This window comes from Sphingobium sp. TomTYG75, assembly GCF_054771635.1.
Genome location: NZ_BSRE01000001.1, coordinates 1,249,610 through 1,268,528 on the forward strand (window position 1 = coordinate 1,249,610; position 18,919 = coordinate 1,268,528).

Sequence of the window (18,919 nt, forward strand, 5' to 3'; positions counted from 1 at the left end):
GAGCCGTGCTAAGGGCGCGGCTTATGAAGCTCGATCGGAAAAGCGTAAAGGCTGTTGGCGCAGGCGCTGCCATTTTGTCGCTGCTGGCGCTGGCGGGGGGCCTCGCCGTGCGCGCCGCCGATCCGGCGACAGATTATCGCGTGTCGGCGGATGCGGGCGTGAATGAAGGGGATTTGCGCGCCGCGATCGATCCGCTGTTCGAGGGCGACGAGGATGTCGGCGAGACGCGGGCGCTGATCGTCATGCATCGCGGCGAGATCGTCGCGGAACGCTATGCGCCCGGATTCGGGCCGGAAACCAAGCTGCTTGGCTGGTCGATGGGCAAGAGCGTGACGGCGGTGCTGGTTGGCTTGATGGTTGCTGACGGGCGATTGGCGCTGGATTCGCCGGTGCCGGTCGCGGCATGGGGTCAGCCGGGCGATCCGCGCGGAAAGATTACACTGCGGCAATTGCTCGCCATGACGTCAGGGCTGGACCATGTCGAGGATGACGAGCCGCTGGCCGAGGCGGACACGGTGCGCATGCTGTTCACCGACGGCGCGCAGGATATGAGCGCCTTTGCCGAAGCGAAACCGCTGGCGCATGCGCCGGGGTCGCGCTTTTCCTATTCGACCGGCAATACATTGATCCTGGGCGACCTGATGGCGCGGATGCTGACTAGCAATCCCGATCCGGATGTACGGCGGCAGGCGATGCAGACCTTTATCGACGGACGGCTGAAGATTCCGGCGGGGATCAAGAGCCTGACGGTGGAATATGACGCGGCGGGCACGATGATAGGCGGCAGTTTCCTGCATATGACGGCGCGCGATTATGCGCGTTTTGGCGAATTGCTGCGGAACCATGGGCGGGGGCCGAACGGACATCAGATCGTGCCGGAAAAATGGGTCGATTTCATGCGCACACCTTCAGGGCGCAATGCGGCCTATGGCGCGCATCTCTGGCTGAACCGCGAAAGCGAGGAAAGCGTACTGATGCCGGGGGATGCGCCGCGCAGCCTGTTCGGCTGTGTAGGACATGGGGGGCAATATATATTGGTGTCGCCGGGTCAGGCGCTGACGGTCGTTCGGATCGGAGCGTCGCCGGAAAAGGAGCAGCGAACGGCCGTGAAGCAAGGGCTGGCAAGATTGATGCGGCTATTTCCTGCCTGAGGGTGATTTCCGCCGGATGTTAATATGCCCGGTCATCGGGCTGAGTGATCCAGATACAAGGCACGATGCTATGGCGCCTCGCCGAGGACATCTGGGTCAGGCCCGGATGACAGCCCACGAACGCGCCACACGCAAGATATCAGTCGCCGTTAAGCCGAAGCTCCAGCGCGAACGGTGGTGGGAGGTAGCGCTGACAACAGGGCGTTGCATGATGGCGAACTCGTCTGGGCCTGCGTCCGCTCGCTAAAGCATGATGATGTTTGAGTGATCGTCACCCCGGACTTGATCCGGGGTTCCACTTCTTTTCTGATGCTGCCGAGGCAGCGGGACCCCGGATCGAGCCCGGGGTGACGGAAAATCGGCCCTAATGCTCATGCTTCCGTGTAAAACGATCACGCTATAGAGGCCGCCACGTCAGCCGAGGCTGAAGCGCCCAAATAGTGCCGACCAGCCAGGCGGCAGCCATTGCCGCAGACCGTCGCCCGGACAGATGCGATGCACGTCCAGCAGGTCAAAGCCCGACCGCCTGCCCTTTACCGTCACTCGCCTGTCGAGATAGCGTCGCGCCGATCGGGGGGCGTCAAGCTGCCACGTGCCGCCATCATCTCTCTCCAGCGCATAGCCCCATTGGCCGATGCGCAATATTCCGGTTTCCACATGCCATGTCCCTTTGGGCATCGCGGCCTATCCCCGAACCCGCTGGCGGTGCGCCCCTTCGGCGCTGCCTGACGCCGACAGTCGATCGAATATGGCACGTTTGAGCAGCGGGGACGAGTGGATGAGGTGTTGCAGTTCGCGAATGGCGCCATCGACCACGCCCTTGTCATAATCACTGACTGTCCAACGACGGGTGGATGGGGACGTTGGATCGACGAAGAAGCATATCGTTTCCTGTTCGCCCGTCAGAAGCTCAACATGATGTTGCCTTAGCCGCTCGATCAGCATGTCAGCGACATAGTGTTCCCATTTCATATTCATGCCCGTCGTTCCAATCCTGGAATGTCATGGTCTGCCAGCACGGTAGCTGGAGCAAAAAAAGGGCGCGTCGAAATCGACGCGCCCAGTGCATGAGGAGGGTTGGATCAGAAACCGAAGCTGATGCCGCCGCGGACCTGAGCCAGGCTGTTGTGCCCACCGAAGCCGTAGCCGCCGGACAGGAACAGGTTGACGCGCTTGTTCACCGAAGTGTCGATGCCAAGTTCGATCAGGCCATGACCATCGGGATCGACGCCCTTCAGGTTGAAGGCATTGCCGCCGCCCACATATTGGACGGTGCGATCGCTGCCGATGTTGCCCTGGAAGCTGTACTGCACCTTGGCATAGGGGCGGTAAGCCACGCCATCGACATCACCCAGCAGAGCGCCTGCCTTCACACCGATGACCGGCGAGAAGACCGTCTTCGACGCGTCTTCGACGTTGAGACCGATGCCTGCGCCACCTTCTTCGGTGAAGCCGTTCATCGACCAGCGGCGAAGCGCCAGCTTACCGAAGGGCGTTACGACGAGACCGTTACCGGCCGCGAAGTCATAACCCATTTCCAGGCTGGCATCCCACTGCGAACCCTTGAAGTTGCCTTCGATCGTGCGGGCAAGCAGGGTCAGGTCGCGTTCGACTTCAAACTTCGAGAAGCCGTAGGCGAACTGGAAGCTGCCGTAGAAGGGACCGAAGCCCTGCGTCGCATAGGCACCGATGGTGTAGGTGCGGACCTGCGCTTCTTCCGGCGAACCCTGAGCGGTTACGTCATGCTGACCATAGCCGAAGCCGATGCCGAAGGCGCCGTCTTCCTGATAAGCGACGTCGATACCGAAGGCACCACCATAGCTGTTGGTCTTGATCTTCGACGCGCCCGAGCGAGTGCCGCCCGTCTTGGCGAAGTTAGCCGAGGGGTTGAACCAGAGCTGGGTGCCCAGAGCCTCTCCATAACCGCGACGTGCCGCCAGACGGTTGACCGTGGTGTTGAAGACCGCGTTCTGATCCACCGCAGCAAGCGAACCGTAGATCTCCGCCGAGGAAAGCTCGTTGAAGACCTGCGCCGCCTGAGCGCTGTTCAGGCGCCAGTCGAGACCGGCCGCGATGTTGGCGATGTCCTGAGCGTTGGCGATCTCCGTGACCGAAGCAAAGCCGTTGCCACCAGCAGCGTCCGTCTTCACCCGGGCGATGACGTCAGCCAGAGCGCTGTCGAGACCCACCGCCGCAGCAGCTGCGTTGGGGTTCGTCGCGCCGACAGCATAGCTGTTGCGGGTCGCTTCGATCGCCACGGTCTTGGCGGTCGTGTCATGCTTCAGGCCGAAGGTGACGAACTGCGAGCTCAGCGAGGGGGTTGCAGTTGCCGTGACATCGCCCGTTCCGGTGTAGGTGAACAGCGTGTAGCCGTCGCCCGTGGAGTAGAGGCTGTCCTTCGACACGGTCACAGCGACCTTGCCAGCCAGGTTCAGGTTCCCGTCCACCGTGACGGACGACGGGGTCGAGAAGACACCGGCATTGGTCGGAGTGGTGAAGTAGGGGATGCTGACGCCGCCGGTGATCGGGCCCAGGATTTCCGGAGCCGCGCCGCCATTGTTGACGTCAAGGCTGCTGAAGCGGACCAGCGAGGGGTTGACGCCTACGACCGTCGTGCCGTTGGCAGTCTGGGTGTAGTTGCCCTGCTGATAGACTTCGATGCCCTTGATGGCTTCGGGCCCCGGCGTGACGATGCTGTTGCCGACCGTGCGGATGAAGGTCGGTGCGCGGCGGCCGAGGACGAGGGTCGCATCATTGTTGATGTTGCCCTTGATCCCGAAGACCGCGTCGTCCGAAGCAACGTCCAGCTGGAGTTCGCCAGCCTGCACGTTGAGGTTGCCGACATCCATCGTCCAGGCTGCGGGCGAGGAGCCTTCAGCCGGAACATATTCGGCGCCCGTCACGACGAAGGTGCCAGCGCCCGTCTTGTTGACGGTGTTGACGCCCAGCACGCGAACGGCCGTCGGGTTGAACAGCCCTTGCGCGTCTTGCGGCAGGGTCGCGACCGGCGTGAAGTTGGCCGGGGTGGTCGATCCAGCCAGCTTCAGTTCGCGGGCGCCCAGGAAACCGCCGCCGTTCAGGTTGACGGTCGTGTCGGTCAGATAGGCACCGCTGTCGTCGCGCTGTGCGTCGATGTCGCCGAGCGTGATCGACCCGTTGTTGAGGTTGATCGCCGCCTTGATGTCGGCTGTCTTGACGGCAGCTTCGCCACCCACGCTGAGGTTGAACGCGGCAGGATCAACCTGCGATGCGTTCAGGGGAACGCCCGCGCCCGAAACCAGCGAAGCCAGTTCGGAAGCGACTTCGCCCTGCGTCGATACCGCACCCGTCACGGTGAAACCGCGCGAGATGCCGTTCTGATCGACCGTGTAGGTCTGCGCCGCAGGAGCAGCCGTGACGGTGACGGCGGTCGTGTTGACCGTCGCATCGACAGTAGCCGTGCCGCTGAACACCGATCCGCCGAGCGTCGTGTTGCCCGTCAGGATGCCGTTGTTCGTGACAGCACCAGTGACGCCTTCCAGCTCGACGTCGCCAAAGGCGATGCCGTTGTTGGTGAAGCTGGCGTTGCCGCCTGCCGGAGCCGCCGTGACGTTTGCCGCGATCGTGCGGGTGCCAGCGTCGGTCGGGTTGGTGTCGGTGATCGTCGCGGAGCCGCCACCGTCCAACGCGGAAACGCTGAACACATTGCCCGCACCCGGCGTGCCGAGCGAGCCATTGTTAACGAGCGAGGCGGAGGTCAGGCCTTCGACATCGACATCGCCAAGGACGGCGCCGTTGTTCGTGACCGAGGCCGCGGCGCCGACCGGCTGACCCGTGAACGTCGTTACGACGCTGACGGGGGTGAAGCCATCAGCCGCATAGGTGGTGACGGTTTCTTCGCTGCTGTCGAAGCCCGAGCTGCTGGCGAAAAGGTTGCCGCCGGTGCCGTTGTTGGCATCGCCGATGACGCTGCCTTGGCCGATGGTGATCGATGCACCGCCTACGCCGGAAGCGAAGACGTTGCCCGCCACGCTGGGCACGCCCTGCTGCGAGGGAGCATCCACGACGACCGAAGCCTGACCACCTGCGGAGGTGAAGCTGTTGGTTTGCGTGCTGGTCGTCAGCGTGTCGATACCGCCAGTGACGCTGTAATTGTCAACGCTCTCGCTGTTTGACAGGTCGGTGCCCGACGAGGCGAAGACCGATCCGCCGACCGAGCCGGTGATGTTGGCGCTCGCGTTGCCGAAAGCCGAGGTGACGCTGCCGTCACCATCGATGCGTCCGGCATTGTTGAGCGTGGCGTTGCCAGCAGCGGCCGGAGCCGTTTGCGTCGAGGTGGTGGTGACAGTAGCCGTGCCATCTCCAGCGGCGTCTACCGTCCGCGTTGCGGAGGTGGCGAATGCCACGTCAGCGGGCGTGAAGGCGAACGGGCCGACCTGCGCGGTGCTGACAGACACGTTGCCAGCGACAGCTGCATCCGCGCCGATGTCGGCCAATGCCGAAGCGGTGCCCGTAACATTCACGTTGCCACCCACATTCGCCGCACCTTGAAGCGCGACGGAAGCCGCACCGCCGGTCTGGCTCTGGGTGAACTGCGAGCTGGCGGACGAGCTGGTTCCCTGCAGAACGCCAGCGTCATAGGTGTCGGTGCTTTCCGAGGCGTTCGTCAGGTTGATGGCGAAGCCCTGGCTCGTCGAGGTGACGTTGCCCGAGATCTGGCCGCCGTTGACGTTGACCGCACTGCCTGCGTTGCCGGAGGAGAACACATCGCCGTTGCGGCCAGAATCACCGGGAGCAACCGTTCCGCTGATGTTGACGGTGCTCGTGCCGCCGGTGGTGGCGAAATCGGTCGTGTCGAGGCTGGTGGCGACGACCGTTCCGGTGCCTGCGCCATCGCGGGAGTCCGTCGCAACGTCCGTGCTGGCAGTTGCGGATGACCCACCCTGGGCTACAGAAGACACGTCGCCATAGACGCTGCCGCTGACGGTAGCCGTGCTGTTGGCGGCGGAGAACTGGCTGACGCTGCCGTCATTGCCGGTGCCGAAGTTCAGCGAGCCGTTGATGCCCGCATAGGTGCCGGTGACGTCGCCGCCGACGGTTTCGCTCGAACTGCTCGACTGCGTGGTCGTGGTCGTTCCCGATACGGTGACCGTGGGACCGGTGCTGGTCGAGACCGTGCTGCCGCTCGACGCGGTGGTCTGGCCGAGGACCTGGCCATTGTTCGCGATGGTGATCGCGCCGGTGTCCGAATCGGCATCGACGTCGCCGCTGATCCGTCCAGCGGCCGCATTGGTAATCGAGATGGCACCATCAGTGGTCGAGGCCAAGGCGCTGCCGCCGACCGAGCCGCTATTGGCCAGGGTGACGGAGCCGGCTGTTGCCGTGCCGACAAGGTCGCCATCGACGGAACCGGCGTTGGTGACGGAGACGTTCGCGGTATCAAGGGCTGAGCCGATCAGGCTGCCGCCGACTTCGCCCGCGGGACCGTTGACGAGCGCAACATCACCATAGGCCGAGCCGAATACGCTGCCGCCTACCGAACCGTTATTGGTGACCGAAGCCGTGCCGCCGAAGTCCGTTGCGCTGATGCCGCCCGTGACTTCGCCATTGTTGGTGGCGGTGAAGTTGTTGGCGGCGGCCGTGCTGCCGACGCCGCCAAAGGCGATACCGGTGACCAGGCCATCGTTGGTCAGTGAAACAGCGCCATCGCCTTCGCCAGCGGCATAGCCGCCCGCGACGAAATCATAGCCGACGCTGCCGCCGCTGATGTCCGCGCCCGAGGCAATCGTTACCGTAAGGTCAGGGTTTGCAGGAGTGGTGATCGCGGCATCGATGCTGGCGTTCACCGCGGCGCTTGTACCCGCACCGGTGGGCACGTTCACAGTTGCGGGAGCGGCTGAGGCTCCACTGGCGTTGGCGAGGAGCGCCATCGCCGGCATCGAGGCTGACAAGAGCAGCATCCGATGCAGTTTCGAGTTATTTCTCATTCTTTATTCCCCTAGTCATCGTGCAAAGCCGCAAAGCCAGACGGCAGAAGGGGACATCCGGGCCGGGACGACACCACCCGACCTGCCGCATCTGATATGCGCGGTGAAATCCCCTTCACCCCCTGCACATTGCTAGACGCACTTCACGTGCGTGTGCGCAACTTGCGCAAATCTCCTATGCGCAATCGCATTCGTTCGCAATCGCTTTTTGCGGCGTCGCAAAGATGTGCGCAAATAGCTCCGAGATTTGACGGATTTAGGCCGGGCTTTAGGCCTTTTCCATGAAAATTCTGGATTCTTAAGTGCGCAAATTGTATGATCGTTCAATATGCACTTGGCAGGTTTGCGACAGCGGTGTGAACGCTTCTAGAAACAACAACGAACAAAAGGCGACGCAAGATTTGCGATCGTCGGTTTTCCAGGTGGTCGCACGGGTGTGCCAAGAACAGGCGCAGAAAAACATGTCTTTTGATTATGAGTGGGATCAGCAGAAAGCGCGTGGGCTGATCAGCTGCCTGATAGAGGAAACCGGCCTGTCGGCGACGGAAGTAGCGCGCCGATCAGGGCTGGCTCCATCGACGCTGACGCGCATTTATCCCACACCTTCGGTAGGCTATTCCCTTTCGGCGCGGAGCATATCCAAGCTCAAGGAAGCATTCCCCGAGCCATTCGCCATGTGCGAGGCAAGGGGGATCACCGCCACCCCTTCACCGGCCCCCACACATCTAGTGAAGGAGCGGCCCCTGCCCTTTGCGATGCCGAGTGAAAGGACCATCCCGGTTTATGCCGCGTCGCTGCTGTTCCCAGACGAGGACAGCATATCACTGGCCAACGACCTGGAGATGTGGGAGGGCGACTTCACCCAGCCGGCCGCCTTTATCCCCGCGCCATTCGGCCGTGCCGACGCGGCCCGCTATTTCGCGATCTACATCCCCAGCGAAGCGATGGAGCCGAGGTTCCGGGCAGGCGAGCGGGTGATATTGGACAGGATCAAGCCTGCGTCCATCGATACCGACGTAATCGTGCAACTGCGCGACGAAGAGGAACGGTCGCTTTGGACGATAGGCAGACTGAGCGCGCGGGACCGCAACCTGATCGGCCTGACCCAATATAAGGACCGGGTGACCGCTTCCATTCACCGCAGCAAGGTCCGGCATATCTTCCCCATCATCGGGATGCTCGGCGACGAGGCTTGAGGGTTGACGCGGCCCGGCTGCCGCCAAGCTCAATATCGCTCGCCTAGAGCAGGAACTGCCCCTCTATCACCGTGCGACAGGCGCCGGTCAGGATGACCCGATCGCCGTCCAGACGGCAGCCAAGGCGGCCGCCACGAGCAGATGCCTGCACGGCGCCGAGCTTTACCCTATCGAGCCGGGACGCCCAGAAGGGGGTGAGCAGGCAATGGGCCGAGCCGGTCACAGGATCCTCATCCACGCCACCTCCTGGCACGAAGACGCGGCTGAGGATGTCGCTGTCCTCACCGGGCGCGGTGGCAATCAGCATGATGTCGCCAAGCGCCCTCAAGGCCGCAAAGTCAGGCTGAAGCGCGCGGACGGCAGAAGCATCAGGGAAGAGGAACAGGCTGTATCCGCCGTCGCGCCAATGGGACTCAAGCGGCTTCCCGCCCAGCCCGGCCGCAAGATCGGGTAGCGCGCGCGGTTCCATATGCCACGCGGGGAGGGAAAGGGCGTAGCCATCCCGGTCACGCGCAACCGTCAGCACGCCCGCGTCACGGGTGCGGAAGCGCAGCGCGGTGCGGCCGCCCATCAGCACATGACCGCTGGCCAGCGTGGCATGGCCGCAAAGCTTCACCTCAACCATGGGCGTGAACCAGCGCAGGGCATAATCGGCGTCGGGATCATCGGGCGTCGGAACGGTGAAGGCGGTTTCCGACAGGTTGTTTTCAGCCGCGATCGCCTGGAGGGTGGCATCGTCCAGCCAGCGGCCAAGCGGCATCACGGCAGCCGGATTTCCGGTGAAGGGCGCGTCGGCGAATGCGTCAACCTGGGTGAAGGGAAGGCTGGTCATCGATTGGGTTTCCGCTGGCTTGTGAGGCCGATGATGACGCGCGGTGACGCCGGGCGATAGGGCCAGCATGGAGACATTGGTCTGGAGGGCACGTCGAGGGGGAGAGTGATCTGGCGTTCGATGCAGGGGCCTGAGATGCCAGCTTTCGCTGGCATGACGTAGGTGGGGGAAAGGAAATGGGCCAGCCATATGAAATGGCTGGCCCGTGTTCGCGGCTTTAGGGGACGCTTTGACCGTCAATCCAATTTTGGCCCGAAGGCCGGTGAGGAATGACGCTCCCCAGGCTTACGCACTGCCGCTCGCCCTCCCGCGGGCGATCGATGCTGACGATGTTAACGCAGATTTACTGAGTCGTCTCGCGCAAACATGGTTTTCAACGGGTAATCGGCTCGTGTCAGCCGGTTATGCGCCGCCGCATTGCGCGCGATGCAGGAATTTCTGGTCCGCCAGCACCAGCGCCATCATCGCTTCCACGACGGGTACGCCACGGATTCCCACGCAGGGGTCGTGGCGGCCCTTGGTGATGATGTCGGAAGCTTCGCCATCGCGCGTGATTGTTTCCACGGGGATGAGGATCGAGCTGGTCGGCTTGAAAGCGACGCGCAGCTTCACCGGCTGGCCGGTCGAGATGCCGCCCGCAATGCCGCCAGCATGATTGGCAAGAAAGGCTGGCCCCTCTTCGCCCGGACGCATGGGATCGGCATTTTCCTCGCCACGCAGGCGGGCAGCGGCGAAACCGTCGCCGATTTCCACGCCCTTGACCGCGTTGATGCTCATCATCGCGGCGGCGAGTTCGCTGTCGAGCTTGGCGTAGAGCGGCGCGCCCCAGCCTGCGGGCACGCCGGACGCGACGCATTCGACCACGGCGCCAAGGGACGAACCGTCCTTGCGCGCGTCGTCCACCAGTTTCTCCCATCGCTTAGCGGCTTCGGGGTCGGGGCAGAAGAAGGGGTTATTGTCGATTTCCGCCGCGTCAAAACGGGCATAGTCGATCGCGTCGCCGCCTATCTCACTGACATAGGCGAAGATATCGACCTCCGGCAGGACGAGGCGGGCAACCGCGCCCGCAGCGACACGGCTGGCGGTTTCACGCGCCGACGAACGGCCGCCGCCGCGATAGTCGCGAAAGCCATATTTGGCATCATAGGCATAGTCGGCATGACCCGGCCGATAGGCCTTGGCGACGTCCGAATAATCCTTCGACCTCTGATCGGTATTCTCGATCATCAGGCTGATCGGGGTGCCGGTGGTCTTGCCTTCGAACACGCCCGACAGGATGCGGACCTCGTCCGGTTCGCGGCGTTGGGTCGTGAACTTCGACGTGCCGGGCTTGCGCTTGTCCAGATAGGGCTGGATGTCGGCTTCGCTGATCGGCAGGCCGGGGGGGCAGCCATCGACGATCGCGCCGATGGCCGGACCATGGCTTTCGCCCCAGGTGGTGAAGCGAAATACGCGGCCGAAGGTGTTGAAGCTCATATCCTGTCCCTCGCCCGGATCAGCCCTTGTCGAGCGCGATATCCGGCGCGTCTTCGGCCTTCATGCCGATGACATTGTAGCCAGCGTCGACATGATGGACTTCGCCGGTCACGCCCGATGCCAGATCCGACAGGAGGTAGAGGGCCGCGCCGCCGACATCCTCGATCGTCACATTGCGGCGGAGCGGGCTGTTCAGTTCATTCCACTTCATGATGTAGCGGAAGTCGCCGATGCCGCTGGCCGCCAGCGTCTTGATGGGGCCTGCCGAAATGGCGTTGACGCGGATATTTTCCGGTCCCAGGTCCATTGCCAGATATTTGACGCTGGTTTCCAGGGCCGCCTTGGCCACGCCCATGACGTTGTAATGGGGGATGACCTTTTCGGCGCCATAATAGGACAGCGTCAGCATGCTGCCACCCTCGGCCATCAGCGCGCGGGCGCGTTTGGCGACGGCGACGAAGCTGTAGGCCGAAATGTTCATCGTCATCAGGAAGTTTTCGAGGCTGGTGTCGACATATTTGCCGCGCAGCTCATTCTTGTCGGAAAAGCCGATCGCGTGAACGACGAAATCGAGCTTGCCCCAGCGTGCCTTCACTTCGTCGAAGGCCGCGTCGAGCTTGTCCATGTCGGAAACGTCGCAATCGATCAGAAAGTCCGATCCCAGTTCCTCGGCAAGCGGGCGCACGCGCTTGGCCAGCGCATCGCCCTGATAGGAGAAGGCGAGTTCCGCCCCCTGTGCGCGCAATGCCTTGGAAATGCCCCATGCGAGCGACTTGTCATTCGCCAGGCCCATGATGAGACCTCGTTTTCCCGTCATCAAGCCCGTCATTCTACCGTCCCGTTCCCTTTACGATCCTCCATGCCACGCTCCACTTCCTCTTCGGGAAATTCGGCAAGCGCCGCATTGAGTTCCGCGCCAATTACCACGCCAAGCCCGACGAGGAAGAAAAAAATGAGTGTGATCATGACACCAGCCAGACTGCCATAGGTGCGGTCATAGCCGCCGAGCAGCGAAAGGGTGGGCGGCAGCAGCATGGTGACGCCATACCACCAAAGCGCCGTAGCGACCGCGCCGGGCCATTTGGGAAAGCGTTTGTCCTTGTAGGCGCTGGGTGTGAGCGAGAAATAGAGATAATAAAGGGCGACGCAGAGGATCAGCATCGGCAGGGCGCGCGTCAGGGTGACGATCTGCATCGCCTGGTCCGCGAAGGGCAGCAGCTGGTGCAGGAACTGGTCGATGCCGGTTATGACGACCTGAAGGGAAAAGGCGAACATCACGGCAAACACGCTGACCAACGTGATGCCGATGGCGGTCAGGCGATAGTGCCAGAAAGGCCGCGTGCTTTTGGTGCCATAGGCGCGGCGGAGAATGTCGCGGATGGTTTCGATGAGGCTGCCCACCGTCCACAGGCCAACAAGACCGCCGAGCCATAGAAGCGGGCCGGTGCGGGCGGTGAGCACATCGATGATGGGCTGTTTCACCACGCTGGCGACGCCGGGCGGCACGGTTTCGAGGAAAGCGCCCACCGCCGCCAGACCATCCTGCGACCGGCCGAAGATGCTGGCTACCGCCGCCGCGACGATGAAGAAGGGGAAGAGCGTCATCAGCGAAAGATAGGCGAGGTTTCCCGCGTGGATGAAGCCATCGCTATAGGTGCCGACAGCCACCCGCTTCATGATTTCGAAGGCGTGGCTGCCGGGTCGGACCTTGGCTATGCCGCGGTTGAGATGGGCACGAGCGTCGTCCGCGATCCGTTTGCGGCGGGATTCGGGTGAGTAGGGTGAAGGCTGCGGCATGCCCTCCTAACGTCCTAAACGCCCAGATGGGCGCGAACGGCACGGCCATCCTGCCAGCTTTCGACCAGCGACAGGATCGCCGGGTCGTCGCCGGGGATGTCGATCAGCAGGCGGACGAGCTGATCGCCCCGCTCCCCAGCCTTGTGCGTGAAGCCCTTGCCGCGCAGGCGCAGCGTCTTGCCCGATGTGGTCCCGGCGGGGACGCCGAGCATCACCGGACCATCGACGGTGGGCACCTTGACCTTGCCGCCCTTCACCGCTTCGTCGAGGGTGATGGGGAGGTCGAGCAGCACATTGTCGCCGTCGCGGGTGAAGAATGGGTGCGGTTTCACCTCGATAGTGACGATCGCGTCCCCTGCCCCGGCTGGCCCCGCCTGCCCCTTCCCCGACAGCCGCATCTGCGTGCCGGTTTCGACGCCAGCAGGCAGCTTGAGGTCGATGCTCTTGCCGTCCTGCAGGGTGATCCGCTGCGGCGCGAGGGTGGCCGCGTCGACGAACGCGACGGCCAAGCGGTAGGACACATTGGCCCCCTTTTGCGGCGGGCCGCCACGGCCAAAGCCACCGAAACCGCCGCCACCGCGCCGGGCGCCGCCGCCGCTGAACAATCCTTCGAAAATGTCGCCGAAGTCGGCACCTTCGTTGAATTCAAAGCCGCCGCCGCCACCCGGACGTCCACGAAAACCGCCGCCGCCAGCGCCGCCAAATCCGAAGGGAGCGGTGGGATTGCCGTCGCCGTCAATTTCTCCCCGGTCGAAACGCGCGCGCTTGTCCTTGTCCGACAGCAGCTCATAGGCGCTGGAAACCGACGAGAAACGCTCGGCCGCCTTGGGATTATCCTGATTCCGGTCAGGGTGAAGCTCCTTGGCGAGCTTGCGGTAGGCCGACTTGATCTCTGCCTCGCTCGCGCCGCGCGCGACGCCCAGAGTGGAGTAGGGATCCGCCATTGCCGAGTGTCTATCCTTGTTCGTGAAAGCTGATTTGCACCTTATGTGGCGAAATAGTCACGATCGTTCAAGCGGCGCGGCCATCGACATGAACGGAAACCAGCCGTAGATCAGCAGCATGACCGATCCCTTCATCCTGTTCGACCAATGGTATGGCGAAGCGCGCGGCGCCGAGATCAACGACAGCAACGCAATGGCGCTGGCAACCGCCGACGCGCGCGGGCGGCCGTCGGTGCGGATGGTGCTGCTGAAAGGGCATGGGCCGGAAGGCTTTATCTTTTATACTAACTTCGAAGGGCGCAAGGCCGAGGATTTGCTCGCCAATCCGCATGCGGCGCTGCTGTTTCACTGGAAGTCGCTGCGGCGGCAAATCCGGATCGAAGGGCCTGTCGAGACGGTGGATGAGGCTGCGGCCGACGCCTATTTCGCGACGCGCAGCCGTGACAGCCAGCTGGGCGCATGGGCTTCCGACCAGTCGCGACCGCTGCCGTCTCGGGAGGTTTTCATGGCCCGCTATGATGATGCGGTCGCCCGGTTCGAGGGTGGGCCGGTGCCTCGCCCGCCGCACTGGTCGGGATTTCGCGTGGTACCCCAGCGGATCGAATTCTGGCAGGACCGTGAGCATCGGCTGCACGAACGGCGGTTGTTCGAGCGGGATGGCGATGGTTGGCGCGAAGGGCTGCTTTATCCTTGAGGCGCGGGGGCCGCGTAGCGGTGGTGGAGGGAGCGTGGCCAGCGTTGCGCATTTCCCCTCCACCAGCCTTTGGCTGGTCCCCCTCCCCACGCCTCCGGCGCAGGGAGGATAAGGCTGCGGTCATTCGTTCAACAGGATAGGCGTTCCGGTCGGCGCCTGTTAGATGTGAGGCCAGCACGGCTAAGAGGGGTTGCATGCGGAATCGACTGACGGCCTTCATTCTTGCTGGCATGATCCTGGGCGTTCTCACCGGCTTTGCGGCCAATTTGTGGGTCGGAGCCGACAAGACCCTTGCCAAGGATGTGGCAGGATATTTCCACCTGCTGGCCGACATTTTCCTCCACCTCATCAAGATGATCATCGCACCGCTGGTGTTTTCGACGCTGGTCGCGGGGATCGCGCATATGGGCGACAGCGCGGCGTTGGGGCGGATCGGCGGGCGGGCGCTGGCCTGGTTCATCATCGCCAGCCTCATATCGCTGACGCTCGGCCTCTTCTTCGTCAATTTCTTCGCGCCGGGTGAAGGATTGAACCTTGTCCGGTCAGGCGCGCAATCCGGCGTGAATACCGAAGCGCTCAATTTCAGGGATTTCGTCCTGCACGTCTTTCCCACGTCCATGGTGGGGGCGATGGCGGAAAATTCGATCCTCCAGATCGTCGTCTTTTCGCTGTTCGTGGGCGTCGCGCTGACCGCCATCGGCGAAAAGGGCAAGCCGATCGTCATCGTGATCGAGGCGATGGTCGAATTGATGCTGCAAGTGACGGGCTATGTGATGCGGGTCGCGCCCCTTGCCGTGTTCGGGGCGCTGGCGTCGGCGATCACGACCGAGGGGCTGGGGGTCCTCAAGACCTTTGGCGAGTTGGTGGGCGAATTCTACCTTTCGCTCTTTGCGCTGTGGCTGCTGCTCTGTGGCGCCGGGGCGATCTTCTTGGGGCGGCGGATGATCAAGCTGCTCAAATATGTGCGCGAGCCGCTGCTGATCGCCTTTTCCACGGCATCGTCGGAAGCCGCCTACCCCAAGATGCTGGAGCAGCTGGACCGGTTCGGCGTCCCCCGTCGTATCTATAGCTTCGTGCTGCCGCTTGGCTATTCGTTCAATCTCGACGGGTCGATGATGTATTCGACCTTCGCCACGATCTTCATCGCGCAGGCCTATGGCATCGACCTGCCGATCGCGACGCAGATCACCATCCTGCTGGTGCTGATGGTGACGAGCAAGGGCATCGCCGCCGTGCCGCGCGCCTCGCTCGTCGTCGTTGCGGCGACGCTGGGCCAGTTCGACCTGCCGGTGGAAGGCATCGCCCTCATCCTGGCCGTCGATCATTTCATGGACATGGGCCGCACCGCCACCAACGTGCTGGGCAACGCCATCGCAACGTCGGTCATCACCAAATGGGAAGGCATGCTGGAGGTCGAGGAACCCGAATTCGTGCCGCATCCCAAGGCGCCAGCCCATACGCCCGCGCATGGCCGCGCTGGGCTGGAACTGGCGTCGGACATGGTGGACGAAGAACCGCGAAGCTGACCGCTACCACAATATGCCCCTAACCGGCTGATCCGGTGCAGGCGCATCGTCGCCGATGGATTGGAGCAGGTCGATCTCGATCGTGCGGCACATGGCGGAGAGTGGCACGTCATGTACGCTGTTAGCGAAGGGATCGACCAGATCATCGCCAATCCGCAGCACGGCGAGGAACATGAGGCCCGCCACCGTCGACCCCAGCGGCGTCGCAAGGCCGAGGGTTTCCACCAGCCCGATCGGCAGCAATACGCAGAAGAGATGCGTGAACAGCGTCGGCAGGAACCGATATTGGATAGGCAACGGCGTGTTCTTGAGCCGCTCCATGCCCCCTTGCGCATTGGAGATATCGACCAGCGTCCGTTCCATCTGCGTTTGCTGGATAGTATCGATCCACCCTTCCCTTCGGGCGATGTCGATCCGCCGCCCGGTGCTGTCCAGCAGGCCATTGGCCGGATTGGAGCGCGCGAGGGCATGCCCCTTGTCCCGCTCCTCGATAAAGCCGGTAACGCGATCGTCGAAGGGCTGGCGGCGCAACTGGCATCGCAAGGCGTTCACATAGGCGATTTGTCGTTTGATAATCTCTCGCTTCAGGTCCCGCGCTTCGGGGTCGGGCAGGAAGTTCCGCGTGGCACGCGCCAGGCTGCGCGAGGCGTTGATCATCGCTCCCCAGAGAATGCGGCCTTCCCACCAGCGTTGATAGGATGAATTGCTGCGAAAGCCGAGGAAGAGCGCCAGCGCCGAGCCGAACAGGGTAAGCGGCAGCGGTGGCGCGCGAAAGGGCAGGATGAAATAGGTGATCGTGACCGCGCAGTCCCAGATGAACAACAGGGCGAGCGGCTTCCAAACTTCACTCGCAATCTGGCGCAGGCTGGGCGCGGCATTGACGATCATGCATTTCTCCGGATTTCAGCACAGGAGGGCATAAACAAAGCGGCCCTCCTTTGGATGCGGGCGGGGGACAATTTACCGGCTGCGCGTTACGCCCTCTTTGCAACGGGGGGAGGTCAGCGCGCTGCCTTCGCCGCTTCCGCCCACCAAATGAGGCTGCTCGCGAAACCCGCAAAATCGCGTTCGAGCGCCGCGCCGCCGTCACCCTGTGGCTGACCCTGTTCATCAAGCGTCTGGGCGATCTGGCCGACGCTCAAACGTTCCGGGATGACGGCCATGCCCATGGCGGACAGCGTCACCGTCCAGGCGGCGTGGCTGTTGACCCCGGCATAGCGGCCCGCCGAATAGCTGGCGATGGCGGCGGGGCGGCGGTCGAATTCCTTGAGATAGTGGTCGACGAGATTCTTGAGGCCGGGTTGAACGCCCCGATTATATTCGCCGGTCACGAAGACGAAGGCATCGGCAACGGTGAGGCGGTCGGCCAGCGCGGCCATGGCTGCGGGGGCCTGGCCGGGCGGGTAGTCACTGTAGCGCTGGTCGAGCATGGGAAGGCTGACCTGCATCGCGTCTATGAGTTCGGGCTTGTGGCCGAGTTGCTGGAAGCCGTTGATGAGATAGTCGGCGAGGCGGATGCCCATGCGATTACGACGGTAGGAGCCGTAGAGGATGAGGAGGTTGAGTGGCATCGCGGCGCTCCCTTGCTGTTAAGGGGAGGTTTGTCGCATCGGCATGAGCGCGCGTCCAGCATATCGGCCATTCCATGCGTCATGCCAGGGGAAGCTGGCACCTCAGGATCGGGCAGGACACATAGACCCGAGATGCCAGATTTCGCTGGCATGACGGGGTTGGATGGCCTTTACCGCAACTTCGCTATCGAAAGCCCGTCCTGTTTGGCGCGGGTTTTTACCGATTCCTCGCTGCGGGTCAGGGCCTTGGCGATCGCCTTGAGCGCCATGCCCTTCTTCGCCAGCGAATGAAGCTTTTGCAGCTCATCCGCCGTCCATGGCTGCTTGTGCCGTTCGAAGCGATCGCCTGCCATTACTTAGTCCGCGAAGGGATCGCGCACGAGGATGGTGTCCTCGCGCTCGGGGCTGGTGGAGACGAGCGTGACCGGGCAGCCGATCAGTTCCTCGATCCGGCGGATATATTTGATCGCCTGCGCGGGGAGGTCGGCCCAGCTGCGGGCACCGGCCGTCGTGTCCTGCCAGCCTTCGATATCCTCGTAGATCGGCTCCGCCTTCGCCTGATCCTGCGCATGGGCGGGAAGATAGTCGAAGGTCTGGTCGCCAATCTTGTAGCCGACGCAGATCTTGAGCGTGTCGAAGCCGTCCAGCACGTCGAGCTTGGTCAGCGCGATGCCGGTGACGCCCGATACTGCGACCGACTGGCGCACCAACACGGCGTCGAACCAGCCACAGCGGCGCTTGCGGCCGGTGACGGTGCCGAATTCATGGCCGCGTTCGCCGAGGCGCTGGCCGGTTTCGTCTTCCAGCTCGGTCGGGAAGGGGCCGGAGCCGACGCGGGTGGTGTAAGCCTTGACAATGCCCAGCACGAAGCCCGCGCCGTTGGGGCCAAGGCCAGTGCCGCTCGCCGCCGTGCCCGCGACCGTGTTGGACGAGGTGACGAAGGGATAGGTGCCGTGGTCGATGTCGAGCAGGGTGCCCTGCGCGCCTTCGAACAGGATGCGCTGGCCCGCCGCTTTTGCCTTGTTGAGGGTGAGCCAGACCGGCTTTACGAAGGGCAGGATGAACTCTGCGATGTCGCGCAGGTCCGCCATCAGGGCATCGCGGTCGATCGGCGCTTCGTTGAAGCCTGCGCGCAGGGCGTCGTGATGGGCGGTCAGGCGGTCGAGCTGCGGGCCGAGATCGTCGAGATGGGCAAGGTCGCAGACGCGGATGGCGCGGCGGCCGACCTTGTCTTCATAGGCGGGGCCAATGCCACGGCGAGTGGTGCCGATCTTGCCTGCGCCCGATGCGTCTTCCCGCAGACCATCGAGGTCGCGGTGGAAGGGCAGGATCAGTGGGCAGGTTTCGGCGATCTGGAGATTGTCGGGCGTGATCTCGACCCCCTGCCCGCGCAGCTTGGCGACCTCATCGCGGAAGTGCCAGGGATCGAGGACGACGCCATTGCCGATGACCGACAGCGTTCCACGCACGATGCCCGAGGGGAGCAGCGAGAGCTTGTAGACCTTCTCACCCACGACCAGCGTGTGGCCTGCATTGTGGCCGCCCTGAAAGCGGGCGACGACGTCGGCGCGCTCCGACAGCCAGTCGACGATCTTGCCCTTGCCTTCGTCGCCCCACTGAGCGCCGATCACGGTCACATTTGCCACAGATAAAGTCCTTCCGCCCGCCGCGGTGACCGGCCATGCCCTTCGACGGGACTCGGCATGCCGGTGGGATCAAGTTGGGCGCATACGCCCTGCGGGAGGCGCGTTAGCCGCGCGGCCCCC

General features: G+C 63.3%; 16 protein-coding genes. 4 read left to right on the forward strand and 12 right to left on the reverse strand.

Annotated elements, in window-relative coordinates:
* The first annotated feature begins 23 nt into the window (after positions 1–23).
* Positions 24–1,151: a serine hydrolase domain-containing protein gene (locus ACYU81_RS06365; RefSeq protein WP_460986892.1), complete on the forward strand. Its 1,128-nt coding sequence runs from the start codon at positions 24–26 to the stop codon at positions 1,149–1,151.
* Between the two features lie 414 nt (positions 1,152–1,565).
* On the opposite strand, the gene ACYU81_RS06370 is transcribed toward ACYU81_RS06365, so the two are convergent.
* The 3 genes from ACYU81_RS06370 to ACYU81_RS06380 form a co-directional block, all read right to left on the reverse strand.
* Positions 1,566–1,829, reverse strand: a complete 264-nt coding sequence (locus tag ACYU81_RS06370) for a DUF5818 domain-containing protein (RefSeq protein ID WP_460986893.1) — start codon at positions 1,827–1,829, stop codon at positions 1,566–1,568.
* 6 nt (positions 1,830–1,835) lie between these two features.
* Positions 1,836–2,123, reverse strand: a complete 288-nt coding sequence (locus ACYU81_RS06375) for a hypothetical protein (protein ID WP_460986894.1) — start codon at positions 2,121–2,123, stop codon at positions 1,836–1,838.
* Between the two features lie 110 nt (positions 2,124–2,233).
* Positions 2,234–7,069, reverse strand: coding sequence for an autotransporter domain-containing protein (locus ACYU81_RS06380; RefSeq protein ID WP_460986895.1), 4,836 nt, complete (start codon positions 7,067–7,069; stop codon positions 2,234–2,236).
* 509 nt (positions 7,070–7,578) lie between these two features.
* Between ACYU81_RS06380 and ACYU81_RS06385 the strand changes: the two genes are divergently transcribed.
* Positions 7,579–8,313, forward strand: a complete 735-nt coding sequence (locus ACYU81_RS06385; protein ID WP_449474344.1) for a hypothetical protein — start codon at positions 7,579–7,581, stop codon at positions 8,311–8,313.
* 43 nt (positions 8,314–8,356) lie between these two features.
* Here ACYU81_RS06385 and ACYU81_RS06390 read toward each other — a convergent pair whose 3' ends face one another.
* The 5 genes from ACYU81_RS06390 to ACYU81_RS06410 all read right to left on the reverse strand — a co-directional run bounded on the left by ACYU81_RS06390 (position 8,357) and on the right by ACYU81_RS06410 (position 13,362).
* Positions 8,357–9,145 carry a PhzF family phenazine biosynthesis protein gene (locus ACYU81_RS06390; RefSeq protein ID WP_460986896.1) on the reverse strand — a complete coding sequence of 263 codons (789 nt, stop codon included), beginning with the start codon at positions 9,143–9,145 and terminating at the stop codon, positions 8,357–8,359.
* A 402-nt stretch (positions 9,146–9,547) separates the two neighbouring features.
* On the reverse strand, positions 9,548–10,621 hold the full coding sequence (aroC, locus tag ACYU81_RS06395) for a chorismate synthase (RefSeq protein ID WP_460986897.1): 1,074 nt from the start codon (positions 10,619–10,621) through the stop codon (positions 9,548–9,550).
* A 19-nt stretch (positions 10,622–10,640) separates the two neighbouring features.
* A complete protein-coding gene (gene fabI / locus ACYU81_RS06400; protein ID WP_460986898.1) occupies positions 10,641–11,450 on the reverse strand; it encodes an enoyl-ACP reductase FabI in 810 nt (269 codons plus the stop codon).
* The gene (locus ACYU81_RS06405; protein ID WP_449474348.1) at positions 11,447–12,418 is read right to left on the reverse strand and encodes a YihY/virulence factor BrkB family protein; all 972 of its coding nucleotides are present in this window, start codon (positions 12,416–12,418) and stop codon (positions 11,447–11,449) included. Before ACYU81_RS06405 ends, fabI begins: the two co-directional genes overlap by 4 nt.
* 14 nt (positions 12,419–12,432) lie before the next feature.
* Positions 12,433–13,362, reverse strand: a complete 930-nt coding sequence (locus ACYU81_RS06410) for a DnaJ C-terminal domain-containing protein (protein WP_460986899.1) — start codon at positions 13,360–13,362, stop codon at positions 12,433–12,435.
* 118 nt (positions 13,363–13,480) lie between these two features.
* Between ACYU81_RS06410 and pdxH the strand changes: the two genes are divergently transcribed.
* Both pdxH and ACYU81_RS06420 read left to right on the forward strand, forming a co-directional pair.
* Positions 13,481–14,056, forward strand: a complete 576-nt coding sequence (gene pdxH, locus ACYU81_RS06415; protein WP_460986900.1) for a pyridoxamine 5'-phosphate oxidase — start codon at positions 13,481–13,483, stop codon at positions 14,054–14,056.
* Between the two features lie 194 nt (positions 14,057–14,250).
* Positions 14,251–15,582 (forward strand): dicarboxylate/amino acid:cation symporter, encoded by a 1,332-nt coding sequence (locus tag ACYU81_RS06420; RefSeq protein ID WP_460986901.1) that lies wholly within the window; start codon positions 14,251–14,253, stop codon positions 15,580–15,582.
* Between the two features lie 3 nt (positions 15,583–15,585).
* Here ACYU81_RS06420 and ACYU81_RS06425 read toward each other — a convergent pair whose 3' ends face one another.
* The 4 genes from ACYU81_RS06425 to ACYU81_RS06440 form a co-directional block, all read right to left on the reverse strand.
* Entirely contained in the window at positions 15,586–16,470 is an 885-nt protein-coding gene (locus ACYU81_RS06425; RefSeq protein ID WP_460986902.1) for a bestrophin family protein, read from the reverse strand.
* Between the two features lie 113 nt (positions 16,471–16,583).
* A complete protein-coding gene (locus tag ACYU81_RS06430; protein ID WP_460986903.1) occupies positions 16,584–17,153 on the reverse strand; it encodes an NADPH-dependent FMN reductase in 570 nt (189 codons plus the stop codon).
* 170 nt (positions 17,154–17,323) lie between these two features.
* Positions 17,324–17,506, reverse strand: coding sequence for a hypothetical protein (locus tag ACYU81_RS06435; protein WP_460986904.1), 183 nt, complete (start codon positions 17,504–17,506; stop codon positions 17,324–17,326).
* 3 nt (positions 17,507–17,509) lie between these two features.
* Positions 17,510–18,799: an adenylosuccinate synthase gene (locus ACYU81_RS06440; RefSeq protein WP_460986905.1), complete on the reverse strand. Its 1,290-nt coding sequence runs from the start codon at positions 18,797–18,799 to the stop codon at positions 17,510–17,512.
* Positions 18,800–18,919 lie beyond the last annotated feature (120 nt).

Excerpts from the sequence above, each read along its gene's own strand:
- ACYU81_RS06365 (WP_460986892.1), top strand. The coding sequence starts at position 24 with ATGAAGCTCGATCGGAAAAGCGTAAAGGCTGTTGGCGCAGGCGCTGCC.
- ACYU81_RS06370 (WP_460986893.1), bottom strand. The coding sequence starts at position 1,829 with ATGCCCAAAGGGACATGGCATGTGGAAACCGGAATATTGCGCATCGGC.
- ACYU81_RS06375 (WP_460986894.1), bottom strand. The coding sequence starts at position 2,123 with ATGAAATGGGAACACTATGTCGCTGACATGCTGATCGAGCGGCTAAGG.
- ACYU81_RS06380 (WP_460986895.1), bottom strand. The coding sequence starts at position 7,069 with ATGCCGGCGATGGCGCTCCTCGCCAACGCCAGTGGAGCCTCAGCCGCT.
- ACYU81_RS06385 (WP_449474344.1), top strand. The coding sequence starts at position 7,579 with ATGTCTTTTGATTATGAGTGGGATCAGCAGAAAGCGCGTGGGCTGATC.
- ACYU81_RS06390 (WP_460986896.1), bottom strand. The coding sequence starts at position 9,145 with ATGACCAGCCTTCCCTTCACCCAGGTTGACGCATTCGCCGACGCGCCC.
- aroC (WP_460986897.1), bottom strand. The coding sequence starts at position 10,621 with ATGAGCTTCAACACCTTCGGCCGCGTATTTCGCTTCACCACCTGGGGC.
- fabI (WP_460986898.1), bottom strand. The coding sequence starts at position 11,450 with ATGACGGGCTTGATGACGGGAAAACGAGGTCTCATCATGGGCCTGGCG.
- ACYU81_RS06405 (WP_449474348.1), bottom strand. The coding sequence starts at position 12,418 with ATGCCGCAGCCTTCACCCTACTCACCCGAATCCCGCCGCAAACGGATC.
- ACYU81_RS06410 (WP_460986899.1), bottom strand. The coding sequence starts at position 13,362 with ATGGCGGATCCCTACTCCACTCTGGGCGTCGCGCGCGGCGCGAGCGAG.
- pdxH (WP_460986900.1), top strand. The coding sequence starts at position 13,481 with ATGACCGATCCCTTCATCCTGTTCGACCAATGGTATGGCGAAGCGCGC.
- ACYU81_RS06420 (WP_460986901.1), top strand. The coding sequence starts at position 14,251 with ATGCGGAATCGACTGACGGCCTTCATTCTTGCTGGCATGATCCTGGGC.
- ACYU81_RS06425 (WP_460986902.1), bottom strand. The coding sequence starts at position 16,470 with ATGATCGTCAATGCCGCGCCCAGCCTGCGCCAGATTGCGAGTGAAGTT.
- ACYU81_RS06430 (WP_460986903.1), bottom strand. The coding sequence starts at position 17,153 with ATGCCACTCAACCTCCTCATCCTCTACGGCTCCTACCGTCGTAATCGC.
- ACYU81_RS06435 (WP_460986904.1), bottom strand. The coding sequence starts at position 17,506 with ATGGCAGGCGATCGCTTCGAACGGCACAAGCAGCCATGGACGGCGGAT.